This is a genomic window from Azospirillum canadense (assembly GCF_025961225.1).
In the GTDB taxonomy this organism is placed as follows: Bacteria; Pseudomonadota; Alphaproteobacteria; order Azospirillales; family Azospirillaceae; genus Azospirillum; species Azospirillum canadense.
Window position 1 is genome coordinate 1,710,953 of the sequence record NZ_JAOQNG010000001.1, and the last position, 17,310, is coordinate 1,728,262.

The 17,310-nt window shown below is 66.9% G+C and carries 20 protein-coding genes and 2 tRNA genes; 11 read left to right on the forward strand and 11 right to left on the reverse strand.

Translation table 11 applies throughout. The annotated features are described in order from the left end of the window. Positions 1–23: 23 nt before the first annotated feature. The 4 genes from M2351_RS08090 to M2351_RS08105 all read right to left on the reverse strand — a co-directional run bounded on the left by M2351_RS08090 (position 24) and on the right by M2351_RS08105 (position 3,306). The gene (locus M2351_RS08090) at positions 24–719 is read right to left on the reverse strand and encodes a DUF2497 domain-containing protein (protein ID WP_264655589.1); all 696 of its coding nucleotides are present in this window, start codon (positions 717–719) and stop codon (positions 24–26) included. 97 nt (positions 720–816) lie between these two features. Then, entirely contained in the window at positions 817–2,226 is a 1,410-nt protein-coding gene (locus M2351_RS08095) for a TolC family outer membrane protein (RefSeq protein WP_264655590.1), read from the reverse strand. Positions 2,227–2,228: 2 nt separating this feature from the next. Next, entirely contained in the window at positions 2,229–2,555 is a 327-nt protein-coding gene (locus tag M2351_RS08100; protein WP_264655591.1) for a rhodanese-like domain-containing protein, read from the reverse strand. Between the two features lie 94 nt (positions 2,556–2,649). Next, positions 2,650–3,306, reverse strand: coding sequence for a protein-L-isoaspartate O-methyltransferase family protein (locus tag M2351_RS08105; RefSeq protein WP_264655592.1), 657 nt, complete (start codon positions 3,304–3,306; stop codon positions 2,650–2,652). Positions 3,307–3,556: 250 nt separating this feature from the next. On the opposite strand from M2351_RS08105, the gene M2351_RS08110 reads away from it, so the two are divergent. From M2351_RS08110 to M2351_RS08120, 3 genes are all read left to right on the forward strand, one after another. Then, positions 3,557–3,630 (forward strand) — tRNA-Cys (locus M2351_RS08110). Positions 3,631–3,819: 189 nt separating this feature from the next. Further along, positions 3,820–3,895 (forward strand) — tRNA-Asn (locus M2351_RS08115). A gap of 189 nt (positions 3,896–4,084) precedes the next feature. Next, positions 4,085–4,294 carry a hypothetical protein gene (locus M2351_RS08120; RefSeq protein ID WP_264655593.1) on the forward strand — a complete coding sequence of 70 codons (210 nt, stop codon included), beginning with the start codon at positions 4,085–4,087 and terminating at the stop codon, positions 4,292–4,294. Positions 4,295–4,326: 32 nt separating this feature from the next. Here the strand turns inward: M2351_RS08120 and M2351_RS08125 are convergent, their stop codons facing one another. Together M2351_RS08125 and M2351_RS08130 are read right to left on the reverse strand one after the other, a co-directional pair. Continuing rightward, the gene (locus M2351_RS08125) at positions 4,327–4,563 is read right to left on the reverse strand and encodes a hypothetical protein (protein WP_264655594.1); all 237 of its coding nucleotides are present in this window, start codon (positions 4,561–4,563) and stop codon (positions 4,327–4,329) included. 144 nt (positions 4,564–4,707) lie between these two features. Beyond that, positions 4,708–4,884, reverse strand: a complete 177-nt coding sequence (locus tag M2351_RS08130; protein WP_264655595.1) for a hypothetical protein — start codon at positions 4,882–4,884, stop codon at positions 4,708–4,710. 189 nt (positions 4,885–5,073) lie between these two features. Between M2351_RS08130 and M2351_RS08135 the strand changes: the two genes are divergently transcribed. The 8 genes from M2351_RS08135 to M2351_RS08170 all read left to right on the forward strand — a co-directional run bounded on the left by M2351_RS08135 (position 5,074) and on the right by M2351_RS08170 (position 11,635). Next, positions 5,074–6,105: a S1C family serine protease gene (locus M2351_RS08135; protein ID WP_264655596.1), complete on the forward strand. Its 1,032-nt coding sequence runs from the start codon at positions 5,074–5,076 to the stop codon at positions 6,103–6,105. An 88-nt stretch (positions 6,106–6,193) separates the two neighbouring features. Beyond that, entirely contained in the window at positions 6,194–6,820 is a 627-nt protein-coding gene (locus M2351_RS08140; RefSeq protein WP_264655597.1) for an NUDIX domain-containing protein, read from the forward strand. Positions 6,821–6,938: 118 nt separating this feature from the next. Then, a complete protein-coding gene (locus M2351_RS08145) occupies positions 6,939–7,943 on the forward strand; it encodes a cysteine synthase A (protein WP_264655598.1) in 1,005 nt (334 codons plus the stop codon). Between the two features lie 27 nt (positions 7,944–7,970). Continuing rightward, positions 7,971–8,678 (forward strand): alanyl-tRNA editing protein, encoded by a 708-nt coding sequence (locus tag M2351_RS08150; RefSeq protein WP_264655599.1) that lies wholly within the window; start codon positions 7,971–7,973, stop codon positions 8,676–8,678. A gap of 26 nt (positions 8,679–8,704) precedes the next feature. After that, the gene (sseA, locus tag M2351_RS08155; protein WP_264655600.1) at positions 8,705–9,577 is read left to right on the forward strand and encodes a 3-mercaptopyruvate sulfurtransferase; all 873 of its coding nucleotides are present in this window, start codon (positions 8,705–8,707) and stop codon (positions 9,575–9,577) included. A gap of 2 nt (positions 9,578–9,579) precedes the next feature. Further along, positions 9,580–10,032 carry a GNAT family acetyltransferase gene (locus M2351_RS08160; protein WP_264655601.1) on the forward strand — a complete coding sequence of 151 codons (453 nt, stop codon included), beginning with the start codon at positions 9,580–9,582 and terminating at the stop codon, positions 10,030–10,032. Next, positions 10,008–10,640: a GNAT family N-acetyltransferase gene (locus M2351_RS08165; protein WP_264655602.1), complete on the forward strand. Its 633-nt coding sequence runs from the start codon at positions 10,008–10,010 to the stop codon at positions 10,638–10,640. The genes M2351_RS08160 and M2351_RS08165 overlap by 25 nt, the downstream gene beginning before the upstream one ends. A gap of 92 nt (positions 10,641–10,732) precedes the next feature. Continuing rightward, the gene (locus tag M2351_RS08170; protein ID WP_264655603.1) at positions 10,733–11,635 is read left to right on the forward strand and encodes a DMT family transporter; all 903 of its coding nucleotides are present in this window, start codon (positions 10,733–10,735) and stop codon (positions 11,633–11,635) included. Positions 11,636–11,642: 7 nt separating this feature from the next. On the opposite strand, the gene hisC is transcribed toward M2351_RS08170, so the two are convergent. The 5 genes from hisC to M2351_RS08195 form a co-directional block, all read right to left on the reverse strand. Continuing rightward, positions 11,643–12,731: a histidinol-phosphate transaminase gene (gene hisC, locus M2351_RS08175; protein ID WP_264655604.1), complete on the reverse strand. Its 1,089-nt coding sequence runs from the start codon at positions 12,729–12,731 to the stop codon at positions 11,643–11,645. 129 nt (positions 12,732–12,860) lie between these two features. Further along, complete coding sequence (locus tag M2351_RS08180) at positions 12,861–13,643, reverse strand: amino acid ABC transporter ATP-binding protein (RefSeq protein WP_319801876.1); 783 nt, start codon at positions 13,641–13,643, stop codon at positions 12,861–12,863. A gap of 20 nt (positions 13,644–13,663) precedes the next feature. After that, positions 13,664–14,767: an amino acid ABC transporter permease gene (locus tag M2351_RS08185; protein WP_264655605.1), complete on the reverse strand. Its 1,104-nt coding sequence runs from the start codon at positions 14,765–14,767 to the stop codon at positions 13,664–13,666. A gap of 5 nt (positions 14,768–14,772) precedes the next feature. Next, the gene (locus M2351_RS08190) at positions 14,773–15,969 is read right to left on the reverse strand and encodes an amino acid ABC transporter permease (RefSeq protein WP_264655606.1); all 1,197 of its coding nucleotides are present in this window, start codon (positions 15,967–15,969) and stop codon (positions 14,773–14,775) included. Positions 15,970–16,166: 197 nt separating this feature from the next. Next, positions 16,167–17,189: an amino acid ABC transporter substrate-binding protein gene (locus tag M2351_RS08195; protein ID WP_264655607.1), complete on the reverse strand. Its 1,023-nt coding sequence runs from the start codon at positions 17,187–17,189 to the stop codon at positions 16,167–16,169. Positions 17,190–17,310 lie beyond the last annotated feature (121 nt).

Here is a 17,310-nt window from a genome sequence, read left to right on the forward strand (position 1 = left end):
ATCAGGGGTGGGCGGATCGCCCTTTAGAATTTTTGGGACCGCCGGATCATCCGGTCGATCTCCTGCTGCACGAGCCGTTCAACGATGGTCGGCAGGTTTTCGTCCAGCCATTCCTTCAGCAGCGGCTTCAACAGCTCGCGGACCACTTCCTCCACGGTCCGCACGCCGACCGGCATCGGGCCGATGGAGAGGTCGTCGCCGAGCTGGCGCGCCAGATGCGTGAAATGATGCGACGACTCCTCGGCGACCCGGCGAGAGATCAAACCGTCGTCGATGTCCTGCGCGCGCGGGCGGTGGCGCGGGGGCGGCGGGGGCTCGTCGTCCTCGAAATCGTCGAAGCTCGGGACCGGGCGGCGCGCGGCCGGTCGCGGCGGCGGGGGCGGCTCGGGCTCATCGTCGTGGAAATCCGGCTCCGGAACGGCCAGCGGCTCCGGAAAGGCCGGTTCATCGCGCCACGGGTCGGGGTCGTGGTCGGGCTCGTCCACGTCCACCACGGACCCGTCGTCGCGCACCATCTGCGTCAGTTCGAGGATGTCATCCTCTTCCGGAAGCGGAGGCGGCGGAGGGGGCGGCGGCGGAGGTGGGGGTGGCGGCGGTGGAGGCGGAGGTGGGGGTGGTGCCGCTTCCGCCTTCGCCGGTTCGCCGTCCTCGGAGATGATGCGGCGGATGGAGGCGAGGATCTCCTCCATCGACGGTTCTTGCTGGCCTTTATCGCTCATCGTGGCAAATCCGGGACGTCATCCTGTGCGGACACTAGGGCAGGCTCCGGTAAAAAGCCACCAGACAAAAACGGCCCGCCGGGGCGGGCCGCTTCGATCACTCCGGCACGCCGGTGCCGGTCCACTTGTTCCGCACCTGCTGGTAATGCGTGTCCGGATTGTAGTACTGGACCGGAAGGCTGAGTTGCCGCGCAGTCAACTGTCCGATCGCGCCCAGGACGGTGAAGGCCTGGACCATTTCGTTTCGCTGCGCCTGCACGAGGTTCACGCGGGCGTTGAGCAGTTCCTGCTCCTGGTTCAGCACGTCGAGGACGGTGCGCGAACCGACCTGCGCTTCCTGGCGCACGCCTTCCAACGCGATTTCCGCCGCGCGGATCTGCGAATTGAACGATTCGATGCTGGCGCGGGCGGCCTGGAGCCCCTGCCATGCGCTGATCGCCGACTGCACGGACTGGGCCCGCGCGTCCTCGATCTGCAGACGCGCCTGATTCGCGGTGTGCTTCGCCTCGCGGGTCAGCGCCTCGGGCAGGCCGGCTTGGTACAGCGGGATCGTCACCTGGGCGGTGAACTGGGCGCTGTCCAGCCGGCGCGTATCGATTCCGCTCGACGTGGACGCATCCCACGAACGCTGGGCCTGCGCCGACAGGTTGGCCGACGGCAGAAGCCTGCCGAACTGCTGGTCGACGGCCTCGCGCTGCGCCTGCTCGGTGTAGGACGCGGCAAGGACCGACGGGTTGTTCGCACGCGCCATCTCGACCACCTCATCCAGGGTGGCCGGCAGCTTGAAGTTCGGCTTGGGCGCCTTGAGGTTGCCCGGCATCGAGCCGACGGTGCGCTCATAGGCGGCGCGCGACGCCTGCAGGGTGCCCTCGGCGGTGATGCGCGAGGCGATCGACGCGGCCAGACGCGATTCGGACTGGCTCACGTCGGTGCGGGTGTACTCGCCGACGCGGAAGCGGTCGCGGGCGGCGTCGAGCTGGCGACGCAGCACCTGCTCGTTGTTCGCCTGGAGTTGCAGGAGCGCTTGGTTCTGGACCACGTCCAGATAGGCGGTCGCCGCGGTCAGCAGAGTCTGCTGTTCCGTGGCCAGCGTGCTGGCACGCTGGGCTTCGACGGTGCGCTCGGCCCGGCGGACGGCGGGGCCTACCGTGGCGTCGTAGAGCGGCTGGGTCGCGCTAAGACCTACGGATTTCGGGTTGACCTGCGTTCCGATCGTCGCCGACGCTCCGGCCGACCGGCTGTAGACGTCCTGGCTCGTGATGTTACGGCCGACGTTGGCGGTCGCCCGCACGGTCGGACGATAGCCGGAAAGCGCCTGTGGCACGCTTTCGTCGACCGCGCGCTGGCGAGCGCGCTGGGCGCCGAGCGCCGGGTTGCTGGCGTAAGCCTGGGCGAGCGCCTCCTGGAGCGTCTGGGCGGACGCGCTTTCCATGGCACCCGCGAACAAGACGCCCATCGTCAGGGTCGTCGTCAGCAAATGGCGCGCGAAACGGCTTCGCACAGTCATGTTCAGTAGACCTTCATGTTCGGGTCGATTCGGCGCGCCCAGGCATCGACACCGCCGTTCAGATTGCTGGCGCGGTCGAAACCCTGGGAACGCAACCACATGGTCACCTGCGCGCTCCGGCCCCCATGGTGGCATACGACCACGATGTCGCGATCCGTCGGCAACTCCCCAACCCGCCGCGGCACGGAACCCATGGGAACGTGCAGGCTGTCGGGGATTGCGCAGATGGCCACTTCATGAGGCTCGCGAACGTCGAGCACCAGCGGGTCTCCTCCGGATTTGCGGATTCGGTCGAGGTCTTCGACCTCCATCTCAATCGGCGCCGGCATGGGTCGGTTCTCCGCTGCGTGCCGCCGTGACGCGGCCGTTGCAAGGCGAGGTGATCGGTTACAAACGTGATGATCTTAGAATGAAAAACGGGATTTAGAAAACGAACTTGGGTTTTGCCTCGAATCCGGGCAGCGGGCGCGAATGCGCCTCGAAAAGAACCCGGCCCGACACGACGCCGCCGATGCGCTGGTAGAGCTTCACCTCGCCCACCCCGCGATCGCCCATGACCGTCGCGATGAGACGGCCGCCGTTGGCCATCTGCCCGGTGATCGCTTCCGGCACCTCGGCCACGAGGCCTTCGATGACGATGACGTCGTAGGGGGCCTTGGCCGAATACCCGTCCGTCAGCGGGCCGGTCACCACGGACGCGTTGACCGCGCCGAGTTCGGCGAGCGCCTTGCCGGCACGCTGTGCGAGAGTGGCGTCCGACTCGACGCCGACCACGGTCGCGGCCAGCCGTGCCAGCACGGCGGTCGAGTAGCCGGTGGCGCAGCCGATGTCGAGGACGGTGTCGGTTTCCTCCACGCCCACTTCCTGGAGCATGCGGGCGAACACCATCGGCTCCATCAGGTAGCGACCGTTTCCGATCGCGATGTCTTCATCCACATAAGCGATGCCCCGCGCCGCCTGCGGCACGAACACCTCACGCGGGATGTCGAGCATGGCTTCGACCAGGCGGTGGTCGGTGACCTTGTTCGGGCGAATCTGCCCCTCGACCATGTTGAGACGGGCGGCGGCGTATTCTGACATGGCGGTCGCTTATTGATTTGGTGGATGGGCGCGGCACCAAGCCATGCGGGACGGCTTCGTTGCCTTGTCGCGTATATATCTTCAAAACGGCATGAACACAACGCCACACGGGATGCCGAAACCGTACGGGATGCGGCGGGCCTCGCGGGATGCAGCCTGGAACGCAGCAAGGCGCTTGACCGCCCCTGCGAAGCGCAGTATACGTCCGCACCCACGCTGCGGTGCCCCTTCACGGGGTGCCAACAGGGATGGCGCGGTGGCAGAGTGGTGATGCAGCGGACTGCAAATCCGTCAATGCCGGTTCGATTCCGGCCCGTGCCTCCATCCTTCTTTCCTTGAACAATTTGTCGATGATTCGTCGCCGTGCAGGACTGACCTGCAGCGGCGCGTTTTCGTGTCTTCACGGACCGCTCCGGCGATGAGAAATCAAACCGCATTTTTTGTCATCAAAAGGCTTGGCAAGCGTCCGAGGGTTCGCTATAACGCCGCCCACGCCGACAACGGCGCGACTGATCCCGGTTAGCTCAGTCGGTAGAGCAGCGGACTGTTAATCCGCGTGTCGCTGGTTCGAGTCCAGCACCGGGAGCCACTTTGAAAAAGGCCAAGTTCCTTTGCGGAACTTGGCCTTTTTCCTTTGCTCATACTCCAATCGGCCTTGGCCGAAAGAGTAGGCCGTGCTGTCCGACCGTCGGATGCGGCGCCCCTGCCCCATACCCACATCCAATCCCAGGGTTATCGATTTCGGCACCTGGGCGTGTATGGCGGCGGAGGGTGGTCCGTGACACTTCAGGACGAACACACTCAATCCAATGGACCAGCCGACGGGCCGGACGGCTGGGATGCCGTCGGGGCCTTGTTCGTCGTTCTGGTCGTCATGATCATCGTCGTGGCGATCCTGGAGGCGGACCGGCGCCAGACGCAGGCGGGTGGAGAATTCTTCCTGCCGGAAAGCCGGCGGACGATGGTGATGGCGCCGCTGCCTCGCTGAAGGAGCGCGGGCGCCACGTCATTATTGACCGGTCAGGCGTCCTGGTCGTCGTAGATGATGCGGTCGTCCGCGGAGTCGCCCGCCGGCTCGCCGATGTCCCGCTTCCACTCGCCGCACCAGTCCGTGGACAGCGTGATCGGAAACCGGCCTTCCGGGTCGCGTGGGGTCACGACGGGCGGGAACCGCCGGCACAACCCCTTCGGGCCGCGCTGGCGGATGCCCTGCCCTTCCCAGAACAGGCACGTGTAGCAGCTGTCGATTCGCTTCATCGCGGGGGCGCTCTCCTGAACAAGCGGCGCCGGCTGACGGACCGGCACGCAACGCCGCCAGTGTCGGCCAGCCGGCGTCCCCGCGTCGATGGAGAAATGGACACATGCCGGCGTCGAAGCCCCAGCGTCAGGATGCAGCGGGGTTTACTCGTGCCGGGGCTTCGCAACGCGCAGCTCGTCCGAATTCTGGACGTAGAAGGCCTTGATCTCCGCGTCCAGTTCACGGCGGCGCCGTTCGTCCTGCGATCCGGCCGGCGCGTCGGCCAGACGTTGGAACTCCTCGACGGCCCGTTCGAGGTCGCGTTCGGTGTTGATGGGCATGTCGGCTTCCTCCGTTGTCTCAGTCCCGGGTAACACCCGCGAGGGGCCGCTGGTTTCATTTCAGGCGGTCCATCCCGATCTCCACTTGCCCGATCTCCACTTGATGGTGACGTCCGCGCTCTCATCTCATTCCTGTGGACCGCGTGACGGCCGGCCGGCCCGACTCGGATCCCGGTAAGGGAGGGACGCATGACGGGTCGCTGGCGCCGCATCTCCTGGACCATGCTTCTCCTGAACGGGTTTCTCCTGACCGGAACCCTTATCGGCAATTTGGCGGTGACGCTCGGAGAGGCCTCGGCGGACGAGTTGAACGCGGAAGCCCTGGCCCGCGCCGTCGTGCGGATCAACGCCACCATCCTCCCCGACGCGCAGAGCGCCCAAACCTTGGGAACCGAGCGGGAAGGCACGGGTGTGGTCATCGACGGGTCCGGCCTGATCCTCACCATCGGCTACACCGTCGTCGAGGCGGCTCAAATCCAGGTCACCACCGGCGATGGCCACGGCTATCCGGCCGAATTGGTCGCCTACGACCAGTCGACCGGCTTTGGGCTCGTCCGCGCCGGCCTGGACTTCGCCGCGAGTCCGATGCGGATCGGCGACTCGGAGTCCCTGAAGGAAGGCGATGCCGCGCTGGTGCTGAGCCGGCACGGTCCGCAGCCGGTCCAGCCGGTGCTGGTCGTCGGCAAGCGGGAGTTCGCCGGCTATTGGGAATATCTGCTGGACGAGGCGATCTTCACCAGCCCGCCCATCGCCGGCTTCAACGGCGCGGCGCTGGTCGACCGCAAGGGCCAACTGGTCGGCGTCGGTTCGCTGATTCTGCGTGACGCCATGCCCGGTCACGCCACGGTGGCCGGCAACATGTTCGTGCCGGTGTCCGCGCTGAAGCCGATCCTGTCCGACCTCCTGGCCTACGGCCGCCGGCAGGAGCCGCCCCGCCCCTGGCTGGGCGTGACCCTGCGCGAAGAACAGGGCCGCCTGCTGGTCGAGCGGGTGACTCCGCAGAGCCCGGCCGAATCGGCCGGGGTCAAGGCCGGCGACCAGATCGTCGGGGTTGGCGGGCAGCGCTTCTCCAGCCTCGCCGACTTCTACCGGAAACTTTGGGGCCTCGGCCCCGCGGGTGTCGCCGTCCCGCTGGAGGTGATGCGCGGCCCGAAGCTCGAACCGGTGACGGTTCGGTCGGTCGATCGGTACCGGACGCTGAAGCTCAATCCGACGTTCTGACGCAGCGACGGCGCCTCGCCCCTGGCGGTCGGATGCGCTACATCCTTGGCTCGACCAGCCGCAGAACGCGCCAAGGAGACGAGCGCCCATGAGTGATCGGGGAATCGGCAATCATCCGGACATCGACGTCGTCGAGAAGAAAACCGCCTACGACGGCTATCTCCAGATCGACGTCTACCGCCTGCGCCACAAAAAGTTCGACGGAAGCTGGACCGACGTGCTGCCCCCGCGGGAGGTCTGCGTCCGCGGGCAGGCCGTCGGGGTGCTGCTCTACGATCCCGACCGCGACAGCGTGGTGCTCATCGAACAGTTCCGCGTCGCCGCCGCTGCGGCGGGGGGGCCGGCCTGGTTGACGGAGATCGTCGCAGGCCTGCTGGACGAAGGCGAAACCCCAGAGGACGTGGCGCGGCGTGAGGCCCGGGAGGAAGCGGGCTGCACCGTGCAGGAGATCGAGACGATCTGCGACTACTTCCCCAGCCCGGGCGCCTATGACGAGCACGTCACCGTCTTCTGCGGCCGGGTGGACTCGGCCGGGATCGGCGGCATCGGGGGGCTTGAGGAAGAGCACGAGGACATCCGCATCAGCGTCGTGCCCGCAGACGAGGCCATCCGCCTGCTCGACGAAAACCGGCTGAACAACTCCATCGCCATCATCGCGCTGGGCTGGTTCGCCCGCCACCGCGATCGGCTGCGCGCGCAGTGGCGGCAGGGATAAGCCTCCGCATTTACATTGTGGCGTTGTTCAATGCTGCATTTCACGAGGTCCGCTTGAATTCCCCGAACGGGGTGCCGATAGTGTTGCGGAGATTTTCATTCGACTCGGGAGAGACTCCGTGGACATCCGCACCGGCTTCATCGGCTCGATCGGCAACACGCCGCTGATTCGGCTGGAAGGCCCATCGAAGGCCACGGGATGCGAGATCCTTGGCAAGGCGGAGTTCCTGAACCCCGGCGGATCGGTGAAGGACCGCGCGGCCCTGGCCATCGTTCGCGACGCGGAACGCCAGGGCCTGCTGCGCCCCGGCGGCACCATCGTGGAGGGCACGGCGGGCAACACCGGCATCGGCTTGGCGCTGGTCGGCAACGCCCTGGGGTACCGCACCGTCATCGTCATGCCGGAAACGCAGAGCCAGGAGAAGAAGGACATGCTGCGCCTGATCGGCGCCGACCTTCGCCTGGTTCCAGCGGTCCCCTACTCCAACCCCGACAACTACGTGCGCTATTCCGGCCGTCTGGCCGAGAAGCTGGCGAAGACGGAGCCGAACGGCGCCGTCTGGGCCAACCAGTTCGACAACGTGGCGAACCGCGAAGGGCACCGCCTGACCACCGGGCCGGAAATCTGGTTCCAGACGGAAGGCCGGATCGACGCCTTCACCTGCGCCGTCGGCAGCGGCGGCACGCTGGCCGGCGTCGGGCTGGCGCTGAAGGAGCGCGACCCGAACGTCCGCATCGTCCTGGCCGACCCGATGGGCGCCTCGCTCTACAATTTCTACGCCCATGGCGCGCTGAAGGCCGAGGGCAGCTCGATCACCGAAGGCATCGGACAGGGCCGCATCACCGCGAACCTGGAAGGCGCGCCGGTCGACCAGGCGATCCAGGTCACCGACGAGGAAGCGTTGCCGGTCATCTTCGACCTGATCAAGACGCAAGGCCTCGTGCTCGGCGGGTCGTCGGGCATCAATGTCGCGGCGGCCATGCGCATCGCCCGCGAGATGGGGCCGGGCCACACCATCGTGACGATCCTGTGCGACGGAGGGCAGCGGTACCAATCGAAGCTCTTTAATCCGGCATTCCTCCGTGAGAAGAATCTGCCCGTGCCTGACTGGCTGGACTCCTAAACCCACCGAGGACCCCCAAGAGGAATCATGGAGCTGATCTTCCGCGAGGACGCCTACGCCAAATCCTGCTCCGCCACCGTCGCGTCCGTGGATGAGCGGGGCATCCGCCTGGACCGCACGGTCTTCTACCCCAACGGCGGCGGGCAGCCGGGCGACACCGGCCTGCTGCGCCACGCCGGCGGTGAGGTGCGGATCATCGACACGGTGAAGGGCGACGGCATCGACGACGTGGTCCATGTGCCGGAGCCCGGAAGCGCCCTGCCCGCCCCCGGCACGCCGGTCGAGGCGGAGATCGATTGGGACCGGCGCCACCGCCACATGCGCATGCACACGGCGCTGCACCTCGTCTGCGCCGTTTTGCCGGGCGCGTCGATCACCGGCGCCCAGGTTGGCGCGGAGCGCAGCCGCGTCGACTTCAACCTTCCCGCCGAGGCATTGGACAAGGACGGCATCGCCGCTGCGCTGAACACCCTGATCGCCGCGGACACGCCGGTCGGCTTCCTGTGGATCACCGACGAGGAGTTGGACGCCAACCCGGACCTGATCCGCACGCTGACGGTGAAGCCGCCACGCGGCTATGGTCGCGTGCGTCTGGTGGACATCGCCGGCGTCGACCGCCAGCCCTGCGGCGGTACGCATGTGGCGCGGCTGGGCGAGATCGGTATGCTCGAGGTCCTGAAGATCGAGAACAAGGGCAAGCAGAACCGGCGCGTCGTCGTCGCGCTGAAGGACTGAAAAAGAATCGAGAGGAAGACCGCGCCATGACCGAATCGCTTCCCGGCCCGATCGTGTCCACGGACTGGCTCAGCCGCAACCTGGGCGCCGCCGACCTGCACATCCTCGACGCGTCGTGGTTCATGCCGGGATCGGACCGCGACCCTCGGGCCGAGTTCGCCAAGACCCACATCCCCGGCGCCGTCTACGTGGACATCGACGAGGTGGCCGAGCCCAACACCCACCCGCTGCCGCACATGGTGCCGGACGAGGCGACTTTCGGCGCCAAGGCCGGCGCGCTGGGCGTCGGGAACGACGACACGGTGGTGGTCTACGACAGCGCGGGCATGGCCACGGCGGCGGCCCGCGTGTGGTGGCTGTTCCGCCTGTTCGGGCACGCGCGTGTCGCCGTCCTGGATGGCGGGCTGCCGAAATGGCTTGCCGAAGGGCGCGAGACGGCATCCGGATCCGCTACCCCGGTTGCAAAGCCCTTCACCGCCCGTTTCCAGCCCGCCTTGCTCCGCCGCGTTGACGACGTGCTCGCCAACATCGACCGCCGCGACGACCAGGTCGTGGATGCGCGCGCGGCCAATCGCTACGAAGGGGCGGTGACGGAGCCTTGGCCCGGCCGCCGCAGCGGCCGCATTCCCGGCAGCCTGAACCTGCCCTTCAACGAGCTGATCGACCCCGCGACCAAGACGCTGCTTCCCGCGGACGCGATTGCCGCTCGGGCAAAGGAGTCAGGCATCGACCTCGGTCGCCCGGTGGTCGCCTCCTGCGGCAGCGGGGTCACCGCCTGCGTGATCGCGCTCGGCCTCGCGGCGGCGGGGAAGGACGACGTCGCGGTCTATGACGGCTCCTGGGCGGAATGGGGGCTCCGGCCGGATCTGCCGCTGGAAACCGGTCCGGCGGCGCGCTGATCATGACGACGTCGGCCAGGGAGCCGGGCGGCTGGACCATCCGCCCGTTCGCCGAGGGCGACCAGGACGCCGTCGTCGCGCTGTGGAGCGCCTGTGGCTTGCTGGTGCCCTGGAACGACCCGGCGGCGGACATCGCCCTGGCCCTGTCCAAGCCGAGTTCGACCATCCTGGTGGGCACGGAGAACGGCCGGCTCGTGTCCTCGGTGATGGTCGGACACGACGGGCACCGTGGCTGGTTCTATTATCTGGCGGTCGACCCGGCCTGCCGGGGCCGCGGCTATGGCGCTGCCATGGTCGCGGCGGCGGAGCGCTGGCTGGCGGATGCAGACATGCCCAAAGCGCAGTTGCTTGTGCGCGAGACGAACCGCAGGGTGATGGCCTTCTACGAGCGGCTGGGCTACGCCGCGTCGCCCGTTACCATGATGCAGAAATGGCTAAAGACACCTTCTCCCTGACGCCGGCTTCCCTGGCCTCCTCGCGGATTCCCGTCGCCGTCCCTCCCGGTTGCTTGTCGGTCATCGTCACCTACCTGGAGATGCCCACCCCGCCGACCCACGCGCCGCTGCCGCGGCCGGCCGGGGACGTCGCGCTGGTGCGGGCGAATTCGCCGACGGCGTCTTTCTACCGCTATCTCTACGACACGGTTGGCGAGCCGTGGCTGTGGCACGAGCGCCGGCGCATGCCCATGCCGGACCTCGGCCGCATCGTCACCGACCCGCGGGTCGAGGTGTGGGTGCTGTACGTGAACGGCACGCCCGCCGGATTCGCCGAGATCGACCGGCGGGAAGCCGACACCGACCTCGCCTATTTCGGCCTTATCCCGGATTTCATCGGGCTGAAGCTTGGCCCCTGGCTGCTCGACACGGCGATTCGGCTGGCGTGGCAGGGCAACACGAAGCGCCTGCTGGTCAATACCTGCACGTTTGACCACCCGAAGGCGTTGCCGCTCTACCAGTCCATGGGTTTCGTTCCGGTCCGCCATGTGACTCGCGAAATCCACGATCCGCGCGTCCAGGGATGGCTGCCGCGCACGGCGGCCCCGCACATTCCCATCATTGAGTAGCCACCGGCCCCGCCGGATCGTTATCCCTCCAACGCGCTGCACCGCACAAATTCGGCGGGCGGCGCGCCAGGCCATGCATTGGACCGACCGTGATGCTCAAGGGTACCGTCTTCGCCTTCCTGGCCTTCGCGGTCTTCGCTTGGGGCGATGCCGTGGTGAAGGCCATCGGGCACGGGCTCGACCCCTTCGAGGTGACCTTCATCGGCTATCTGTTGCCGTTCCTGCTCTCGCCCGTCTTCATGCGGAAGGGCGACCGGCTTGGGCATCTGTTCCGGTGGAACCGCCCTTGGCTGATGGCACTACGGCTGCTGTTCGTCGCCATCTCGACCCCGCTCAGCGTCATGTCCTTCCGCAGCCTGCCCTTTGCGGAGGCTTTCGCGCTGCTGTTCCTGATGCCCAGCCTCGTGACGGTAATGTCCATCGTCGTGCTGAAGGAGCCGGTGCGCTGGCGCCGCCGGCTTGCGGTCTGCGCGGCGTTCGTCGGTGTGCTGATCGTGGCGCGGCCGGGGTTCCGCGAATTGCTGCCCGGCCACTTCGCCGCGATCGGCTGCGCCTTTGCCTCGGCCGCGACGGTCGTCACCGGCCGGATGATGGGGCAGACGGAGCGGCGCTTCACGCTGATCGGGACGGTCTTCCTGTCCACCGCGCTGCTGTCCGGCGTGCTGATGGTGCCGAACTTCACTTGGCCGACGCCCGGCCAGTGGGTCCTCGCCCTGTCCTTCGCCGTGACGACCTTCGCCGCCCAGGCCCTGTTCACCCTGGCCGCGACCTACGCACCCGCGGAGCGCGTCGGTGCCGCGCAGTACAGCCAGATCCTCTGGGCGCTGGCGATTGGTGCTGCCTTCTTCGATGAATGGCCGGACGTCTGGTCACTGGTGGGCATCGCCATCGTGGTGGGGTCGGGCCTGTTCATCTTCGCGCGCGAACAGGCGGTGCACCACGACGCAGTGCCAGAAGCCAGCCCGGTGCCGGTCCCGGTGAGCGGCAAGCCCTGAGAGACGATCAGCTGAGGATTTCGCCGAGCGCCGCGACCAGCGCGCGGTTCTCCTCCTCCCGGCCCACGGTGATGCGCAGGCAGTCGGTCAGCCCATAGTCGTTCACCGGCTTCACCAGGATGCCCCGACGGGCCAGATGGTCCAGGACAGCCTGCACGCCAAGCGACGGGTCGGTGGGAATGCGCGCCAGGATGAAGTTGCAGACGCTGGGGTAGACCCGCACGCCCACCTGCTCCAGTTCATGACTCAGCCAGGGCAGCCACGCGCTGTTGTGGGCGTAGGTCGCCTCCTCATGCTCTCTGTCGAGCACGGCGGCGGCCGCGGCGGCTTGGGCGGCGATGCTGACGTTGAAGGGCCCGCGCGCCTGATTGATCGCCTCGATGACCGCGGCCGGACCATAGGCCCAACCGACCCGCAGCCCGGCGAGCCCGTGCATCTTGGAAAAGGTCCGGACCATCAGCACGTTGTCGCAGTTCTCCACGACCTCGGTGCCGTCGCTGTAGTTGTCGCGCCGGCAATAATCGGCGTAGGCCGAATCGAGCACCAGGAGCGTGTGCGGCGGCAGGCCGGCGCGCAGGCGCTGCACGGCTTCGGTCGGGATGTAGGTGCCGGTGGGGTTGTTCGGGTTGGCGAGGAAGCAGAGCTTCGTCTTCGCGTTCGCCCGGTCGATCATCGCCTCGACGTCCACCACGAGGTCCCGCTCCGCCGCGATGACCGGCGTGGCGCCGGCGGCGCGGATGGCCTTCATGAAGCCGCGGTAGCCGTGCTCATGGCACAGAACCTCGTCGCCCGGGCCGGCGAAGGCCTGCGTGACGAGGTGAATCATCTCGTCGGAACCGGCGGCGCAGGTGATGCGATGGGGATCGATGTCGTACCGCTGACCGATGGCCCGCCGCAGCTGATCCTGCGCCCAGTCCGGGTAGCGGTGGATCTGGCCGGCAGCGTGCCGGTACGCGTTCAGCGCCTTCTGCCCCGGTCCCAGCGGATTCACCGTCAGGGACAGATCGACCCACGCCGCGCCCCCGTCCTGCGGCGGTCGGGCGGGCCGGTAGGGCTTGATCTGCCCGATGCCGGGGCGTGGGCTCAGAAGCTCCATGACGCGGTCTCCGTTGTGCAACGCATCGACAGCACGAACGGGCCGCATTCAACCGGAAAACGGCGCTACCCGCCAGTGCTCTGTGCGGGTTGCGCCGTTTGTCGCGCCGCAATCAGCGGCGTATCGCGATCAATGATTCAGGATCTGGCTGAGGAACAGCTTGGTACGGTCGGACTGCGGGCTGTTGAAGAACTCGTTCGGCGTGTTCTGTTCGACGATCTCGCCGCGGTCCATGAAGATGACGCGGTCGGCGACGGACTTGGCGAAGCCCATTTCGTGCGTGACGCACAGCATGGTCATGCCGTCTTCGGCCAGCCCGATCATGACGTCCAGCACCTCCTTCACCATCTCCGGATCGAGCGCCGAGGTCGGCTCGTCGAACAGCATGACCTTCGGGTTCATGCACAGCGACCGGGCGATGGCGACGCGCTGCTGCTGGCCGCCGGACAGCTGGCCGGGGTACTTGTGCGCCTGCTCGGCGATGCGCACCCGGTTCAGGTACTTCATCGCCAGCTCCTCCGCCTCCGCCTTCGGCTTCTTGCGGACCCAGATCGGCGCCAGGGTGCAGTTCTCCAGGACCGTCAGGTGCGGGAACAGGTTGAAGTGCTGGAACACCATGCCGACTTCGCGGCGGACCAGCTCGATGTTCTTCAGGTTGCCGGTCAGCTCGATGCCGTCGACGACGATGTTGCCCTTCTGGTGCTCCTCCAGCCGGTTCAGGCAGCGGATCAGCGTCGACTTGCCAGATCCCGACGGGCCGCAGATGACGATCCGCTCGCCCTTCTGGACCGACAGGTTGATGTTCCGCAGGACGTGGAACTCTCCGTACCACTTGTGCACGTCCTGGCACCGGATGACTTCCCCGCCTGCCGGGAAGGTGCGCTTGGTGCTCACGGCTTCGGCCATGCTCATGTCTAACCCCTTTCCCTTTTTTAGCGGCGGTGACCGCGACGCAGATCGCGTTCAAGCTTTTGGCTGTACTTGGACATCGAGAAGCAGAAAACCCAGTAGATGACGCCGATGAACAGGTACGCCTCGCGGTAGAAGCCGCGCCACGCCGGATCGGACAGCGCCGCCTTGGCGGTGCCGAGCAGGTCGTACAGGCCGATGATGATCACCAGCGAGGTGTCCTTGAAGAAGCTGATGAAGGTGTTCACCAGCGGCGGGATGGAGATGGCGAGCGCCTGCGGCAGGATGATCTTGCGCATCGCCTGCCAGTAGTTCAGGCCCAGCGCGTCGGCCGCTTCGTACTGCCCCTTGGGGATCGCCTGCAGGCCGCCGCGGATGGCTTCGGCCATGTAGGCCGCGGCGAACATGATGAAGGCGATCTGCGCGCGCAGCAGCTTGTCGATGTTCACGCCGGTCGGCAGGAACAGCGGGAACATGACGGAGGCCATGAACAGCAGGCTGATCAGCGGAACGCCGCGGATCAGCTCGATGTAGGTCACCGACACGACGCGGATCGCCGGCAACTGCGACCGGCGGCCGAGCGCCAGCAGGATCGACGCCGGGAAGGCGACGGACAGGCCGATCACCGACAGCATCAGCGTCAGCGGCAGGCCGCCCCACAGCGTGTTCTCGACGTAGCTGAGGCCGAACACCCCGCCCCACATCAGGATCGCCACGGCGGCGATGCCGAGGACCCAGGCCAGCCCAAGCCACGGCTTCCAGAAGCGGCGGTCGCAGCTGACCAGGACCAGCGCGATGATGATGGCGATGGTCACCAGCGGGCGCCACTGCTGCTCGTACGGGAAGGTGCCGAACAGGATGAAGCGCAGCTTCTCGCTGACGAAGGTCCAGCAGGCGCCGCCGTTCGCGCGGCACTCCTGGGGCGTCGTGCCGATGGCGTTGGCGTGGAAGATCAGCCAGTCGAGCAGCGGCGGAATCGCCCGCGCCAGCCCGTAGAAGATCAGGATGGTGAGGAGCGCGTTGTACCAGCTGTTGAACAGGTTGTTGCGCAGCCACGCGATGGGGCCGACGGTGTTGGACGGCGGCCGTTCGTCGGGGATACTTCCGGTGTGGACGTTCTCAGTCATGGCCGTCAGCGCTCCACCAGCGCGATGCGCTTGTTGTACCAGTTCATGAAGATCGAGATGCCGAGGCTGATCGTCAGGTAGGTGCCCATGATCATCGCCACGCCTTCGATCGCCTGGCCGGTCTGGTTCAGCGTCGTGTTGGCGATGGAGACGAGGTCCGGGTAGCCAATGGCGAGCGCCAACGAGCTGTTCTTGGTCAGGTTCAGGTACTGGCTGGTCAGCGGCGGCACGATCACCCGCAGCGCCTGCGGCAGGACCACGAGGCGCAGCGTCCGCCCGCTGTTGAGGCCGAGCGCCCGCGCGGCTTCCGTCTGGCCCCAGTTCACGGCGATGATGCCGCTGCGCACCACCTCGGCGATGAAGGCCGCGGTGTAGACGGTCAGGCCGGTCAGGATCGCGAAGAACTCCGGCGAGATCACCGAACCGCCGCGGAAGTTGAAGCCCGCCAACTGCGGGACGTCCAGCGCCGTCGGCGCGCCGCCCGCGATATAGGCGATCAGCGGAAAGACGATGACGAGGCCAAGCGTCGTCAGGCCCGTCGGGAACGGCAGGCCGGTCCGCGCCTGGCGCGTCTTCGCCCAGCGGTGCACGAAGATGGCCACGATCACCGCCAGGGCGAGCGCGAATCCCATCTCACCCCAGACCGGGTCCGCGACGGGAACCGGCACGAACAGCCCGCGCTGCGACAGGAACACGCCCGGAATCGGGTTCAGCGCCTGGCGCACCGGCGGCATGCTGTCCGACACGATTGCGTACCAGAAGAACAGCTGCAGCAGCGGCGGGATGTTGCGCACGATCTCGACATAGGTCGAGGCGATCTTGGCGATCAGCCAGTTGCTCGACAGCCGCGCGACGCCGACCAGCGTTCCCAGCACCGTCGCCAGGATGATGCCGATGACCGACACCTTCAGCGTGTTCAACACCCCGACCAGGAAGGCCCGGCCGTAGGTGTCGCGCGGCGAATAGTCGATGAGGCTCTCGCCGATGCCGAAGGACGCCTCCCGTTCCAGGAAGCCGAAACCCGTGGCGATGGAGCGCCGCGACAGGTTGTCGAGCGTGTTGTGAATCAGATACCAGCCCACCGCGACGACGATGCCGACCACCAGAACCTGGTAGAAAACGGCACGCACCGTCGGGTCGCTGAGGGAAAACGATGAACCACCCTGCGCGCCGCGCACGGTGTCCCGGGTCTCGCTCGCCACGGTTCTCTCCCCTCACCATCGTGCCGTTGCCCGCGAGCCACCTCCCAAGGTCAGCCGCGGTCACGCGCCACGAAACGACATCTCCCAAACGGAGGGCGACGCAGGCCTTGCTTTTTTCCGCCTTTCGCGCCGTCGCATCCGTGATCAAAAGACGAACCGCCCGCCTCCCTGCAGGCGGGCGGTTCCAGACCAGACCCTTACCGAACTGGCATCGCGTACTGAAGGCCGCCGTTGGTCCACAGCGCGTTCAGGCCGCGCTCCAGCTTCAGCGGGGTCTTCGGGCCGACGTTGCGATCGAAGATCTCGCCGTAGTTGCCGACCTTCTTGATCACGTTGTAGGCCCACTTCTCGTCGAGGCCGAGTGCCTTGCCCATGCCCGGCGACACACCCAAGAGGCGCTGGATTTCCGGGTTCTTGGTGCTGACGAACTCGTCAACGTTCTTGGAGTTGATGCCCGACTCCTCCGCCTGGATCGACGCGTAGACGACCCACTTGACGATGTCGAACCACTGGTCGTCGCCGTGACGGACGGCCGGGGCCAGCGGCTCCTTGGAGATGATCTCGGGCAGGATGACGTAGTCGTCCGGGTTCGGCGCGACGCCGGCGCGGGTGCCGGCGAGGCCCGACGCGTCGGTCGTCAGCACGTCGCAGCGGCCGGCGAAGAAGGCGGCGTTCACCTCGTCGTTCGACTCGATGACGACCGGGTTGTAGGACATGTTGTTGGTGCGGAAATAGTCCGCCAGGTTCAGCTCGGTCGTCGTGCCGGACTGGACGCAGACGGTGGCGCCGTTCAGCTCCTTCGCGCTCTTCACGCCGAGCTTCTTGTTCACCATGAAGCCCTGGCCGTCATAATAGGTGACGGGCGCGAAGTTCAGGCCGACCGAGGTGTCGCGGGTCAGCGTCACCGTCGTGTTGCGCGACAGCAGGTCGACCTCGCCCGACTGAATGGCCGGGAAGCGCTGCTGCGCCGACAGCGGTGTGAACTTCACCTTTGTCGGGTCGTTGAAGAGAGCGGTCGCGACCGCGCGGCAGTAATCGACGTCCAGGCCGGTCCAGTTGCCGGCGCTGTCGGGGTTGCCGAAGCCCGGAAGCCCGGCGTTCACGCCGCATTGGACAAAGCCGCGCCCCTTGACGGCGTCCAGCGTCGGACCGGCCTGCGCGGTGGTCACGGCGCCGAACACCAGTGCCGCGGCAGCCGCGGCGAAAAGTCCCGATTTCATCGTTAAGCTCCACCCTGTTTATGCGTTTTTACGCTTTCGGTGTTTGCAATGCCGGCCCCCTGCGGGGGTCACGCGCATATCACAAGAGTGCACCAACAGGATCGGATTTGTCCAATCCTCC

What these genes read in the sequence shown, in the direction of transcription:
- M2351_RS08090 (WP_264655589.1), bottom strand. Translation starts at nt 719, where the DNA reads ATGAGCGATAAAGGCCAGCAAGAACCGTCGATGGAGGAGATCCTCGCC.
- M2351_RS08095 (WP_264655590.1), bottom strand. Translation starts at nt 2,226, where the DNA reads ATGACTGTGCGAAGCCGTTTCGCGCGCCATTTGCTGACGACGACCCTG.
- M2351_RS08100 (WP_264655591.1), bottom strand. Translation starts at nt 2,555, where the DNA reads ATGCCGGCGCCGATTGAGATGGAGGTCGAAGACCTCGACCGAATCCGC.
- M2351_RS08105 (WP_264655592.1), bottom strand. Translation starts at nt 3,306, where the DNA reads ATGTCAGAATACGCCGCCGCCCGTCTCAACATGGTCGAGGGGCAGATT.
- M2351_RS08125 (WP_264655594.1), bottom strand. Translation starts at nt 4,563, where the DNA reads ATGAAGCGAATCGACAGCTGCTACACGTGCCTGTTCTGGGAAGGGCAG.
- M2351_RS08130 (WP_264655595.1), bottom strand. Translation starts at nt 4,884, where the DNA reads ATGCCCATCAACACCGAACGCGACCTCGAACGGGCCGTCGAGGAGTTC.
- M2351_RS08135 (WP_264655596.1), top strand. Translation starts at nt 5,074, where the DNA reads ATGACGGGTCGCTGGCGCCGCATCTCCTGGACCATGCTTCTCCTGAAC.
- M2351_RS08140 (WP_264655597.1), top strand. Translation starts at nt 6,194, where the DNA reads ATGAGTGATCGGGGAATCGGCAATCATCCGGACATCGACGTCGTCGAG.
- M2351_RS08150 (WP_264655599.1), top strand. Translation starts at nt 7,971, where the DNA reads ATGGAGCTGATCTTCCGCGAGGACGCCTACGCCAAATCCTGCTCCGCC.
- sseA (WP_264655600.1), top strand. Translation starts at nt 8,705, where the DNA reads ATGACCGAATCGCTTCCCGGCCCGATCGTGTCCACGGACTGGCTCAGC.
- M2351_RS08160 (WP_264655601.1), top strand. Translation starts at nt 9,580, where the DNA reads ATGACGACGTCGGCCAGGGAGCCGGGCGGCTGGACCATCCGCCCGTTC.
- M2351_RS08165 (WP_264655602.1), top strand. Translation starts at nt 10,008, where the DNA reads ATGGCTAAAGACACCTTCTCCCTGACGCCGGCTTCCCTGGCCTCCTCG.
- M2351_RS08170 (WP_264655603.1), top strand. Translation starts at nt 10,733, where the DNA reads ATGCTCAAGGGTACCGTCTTCGCCTTCCTGGCCTTCGCGGTCTTCGCT.
- hisC (WP_264655604.1), bottom strand. Translation starts at nt 12,731, where the DNA reads ATGGAGCTTCTGAGCCCACGCCCCGGCATCGGGCAGATCAAGCCCTAC.
- M2351_RS08180 (WP_319801876.1), bottom strand. Translation starts at nt 13,643, where the DNA reads ATGAGCATGGCCGAAGCCGTGAGCACCAAGCGCACCTTCCCGGCAGGC.
- M2351_RS08185 (WP_264655605.1), bottom strand. Translation starts at nt 14,767, where the DNA reads ATGACTGAGAACGTCCACACCGGAAGTATCCCCGACGAACGGCCGCCG.
- M2351_RS08195 (WP_264655607.1), bottom strand. Translation starts at nt 17,189, where the DNA reads ATGAAATCGGGACTTTTCGCCGCGGCTGCCGCGGCACTGGTGTTCGGC.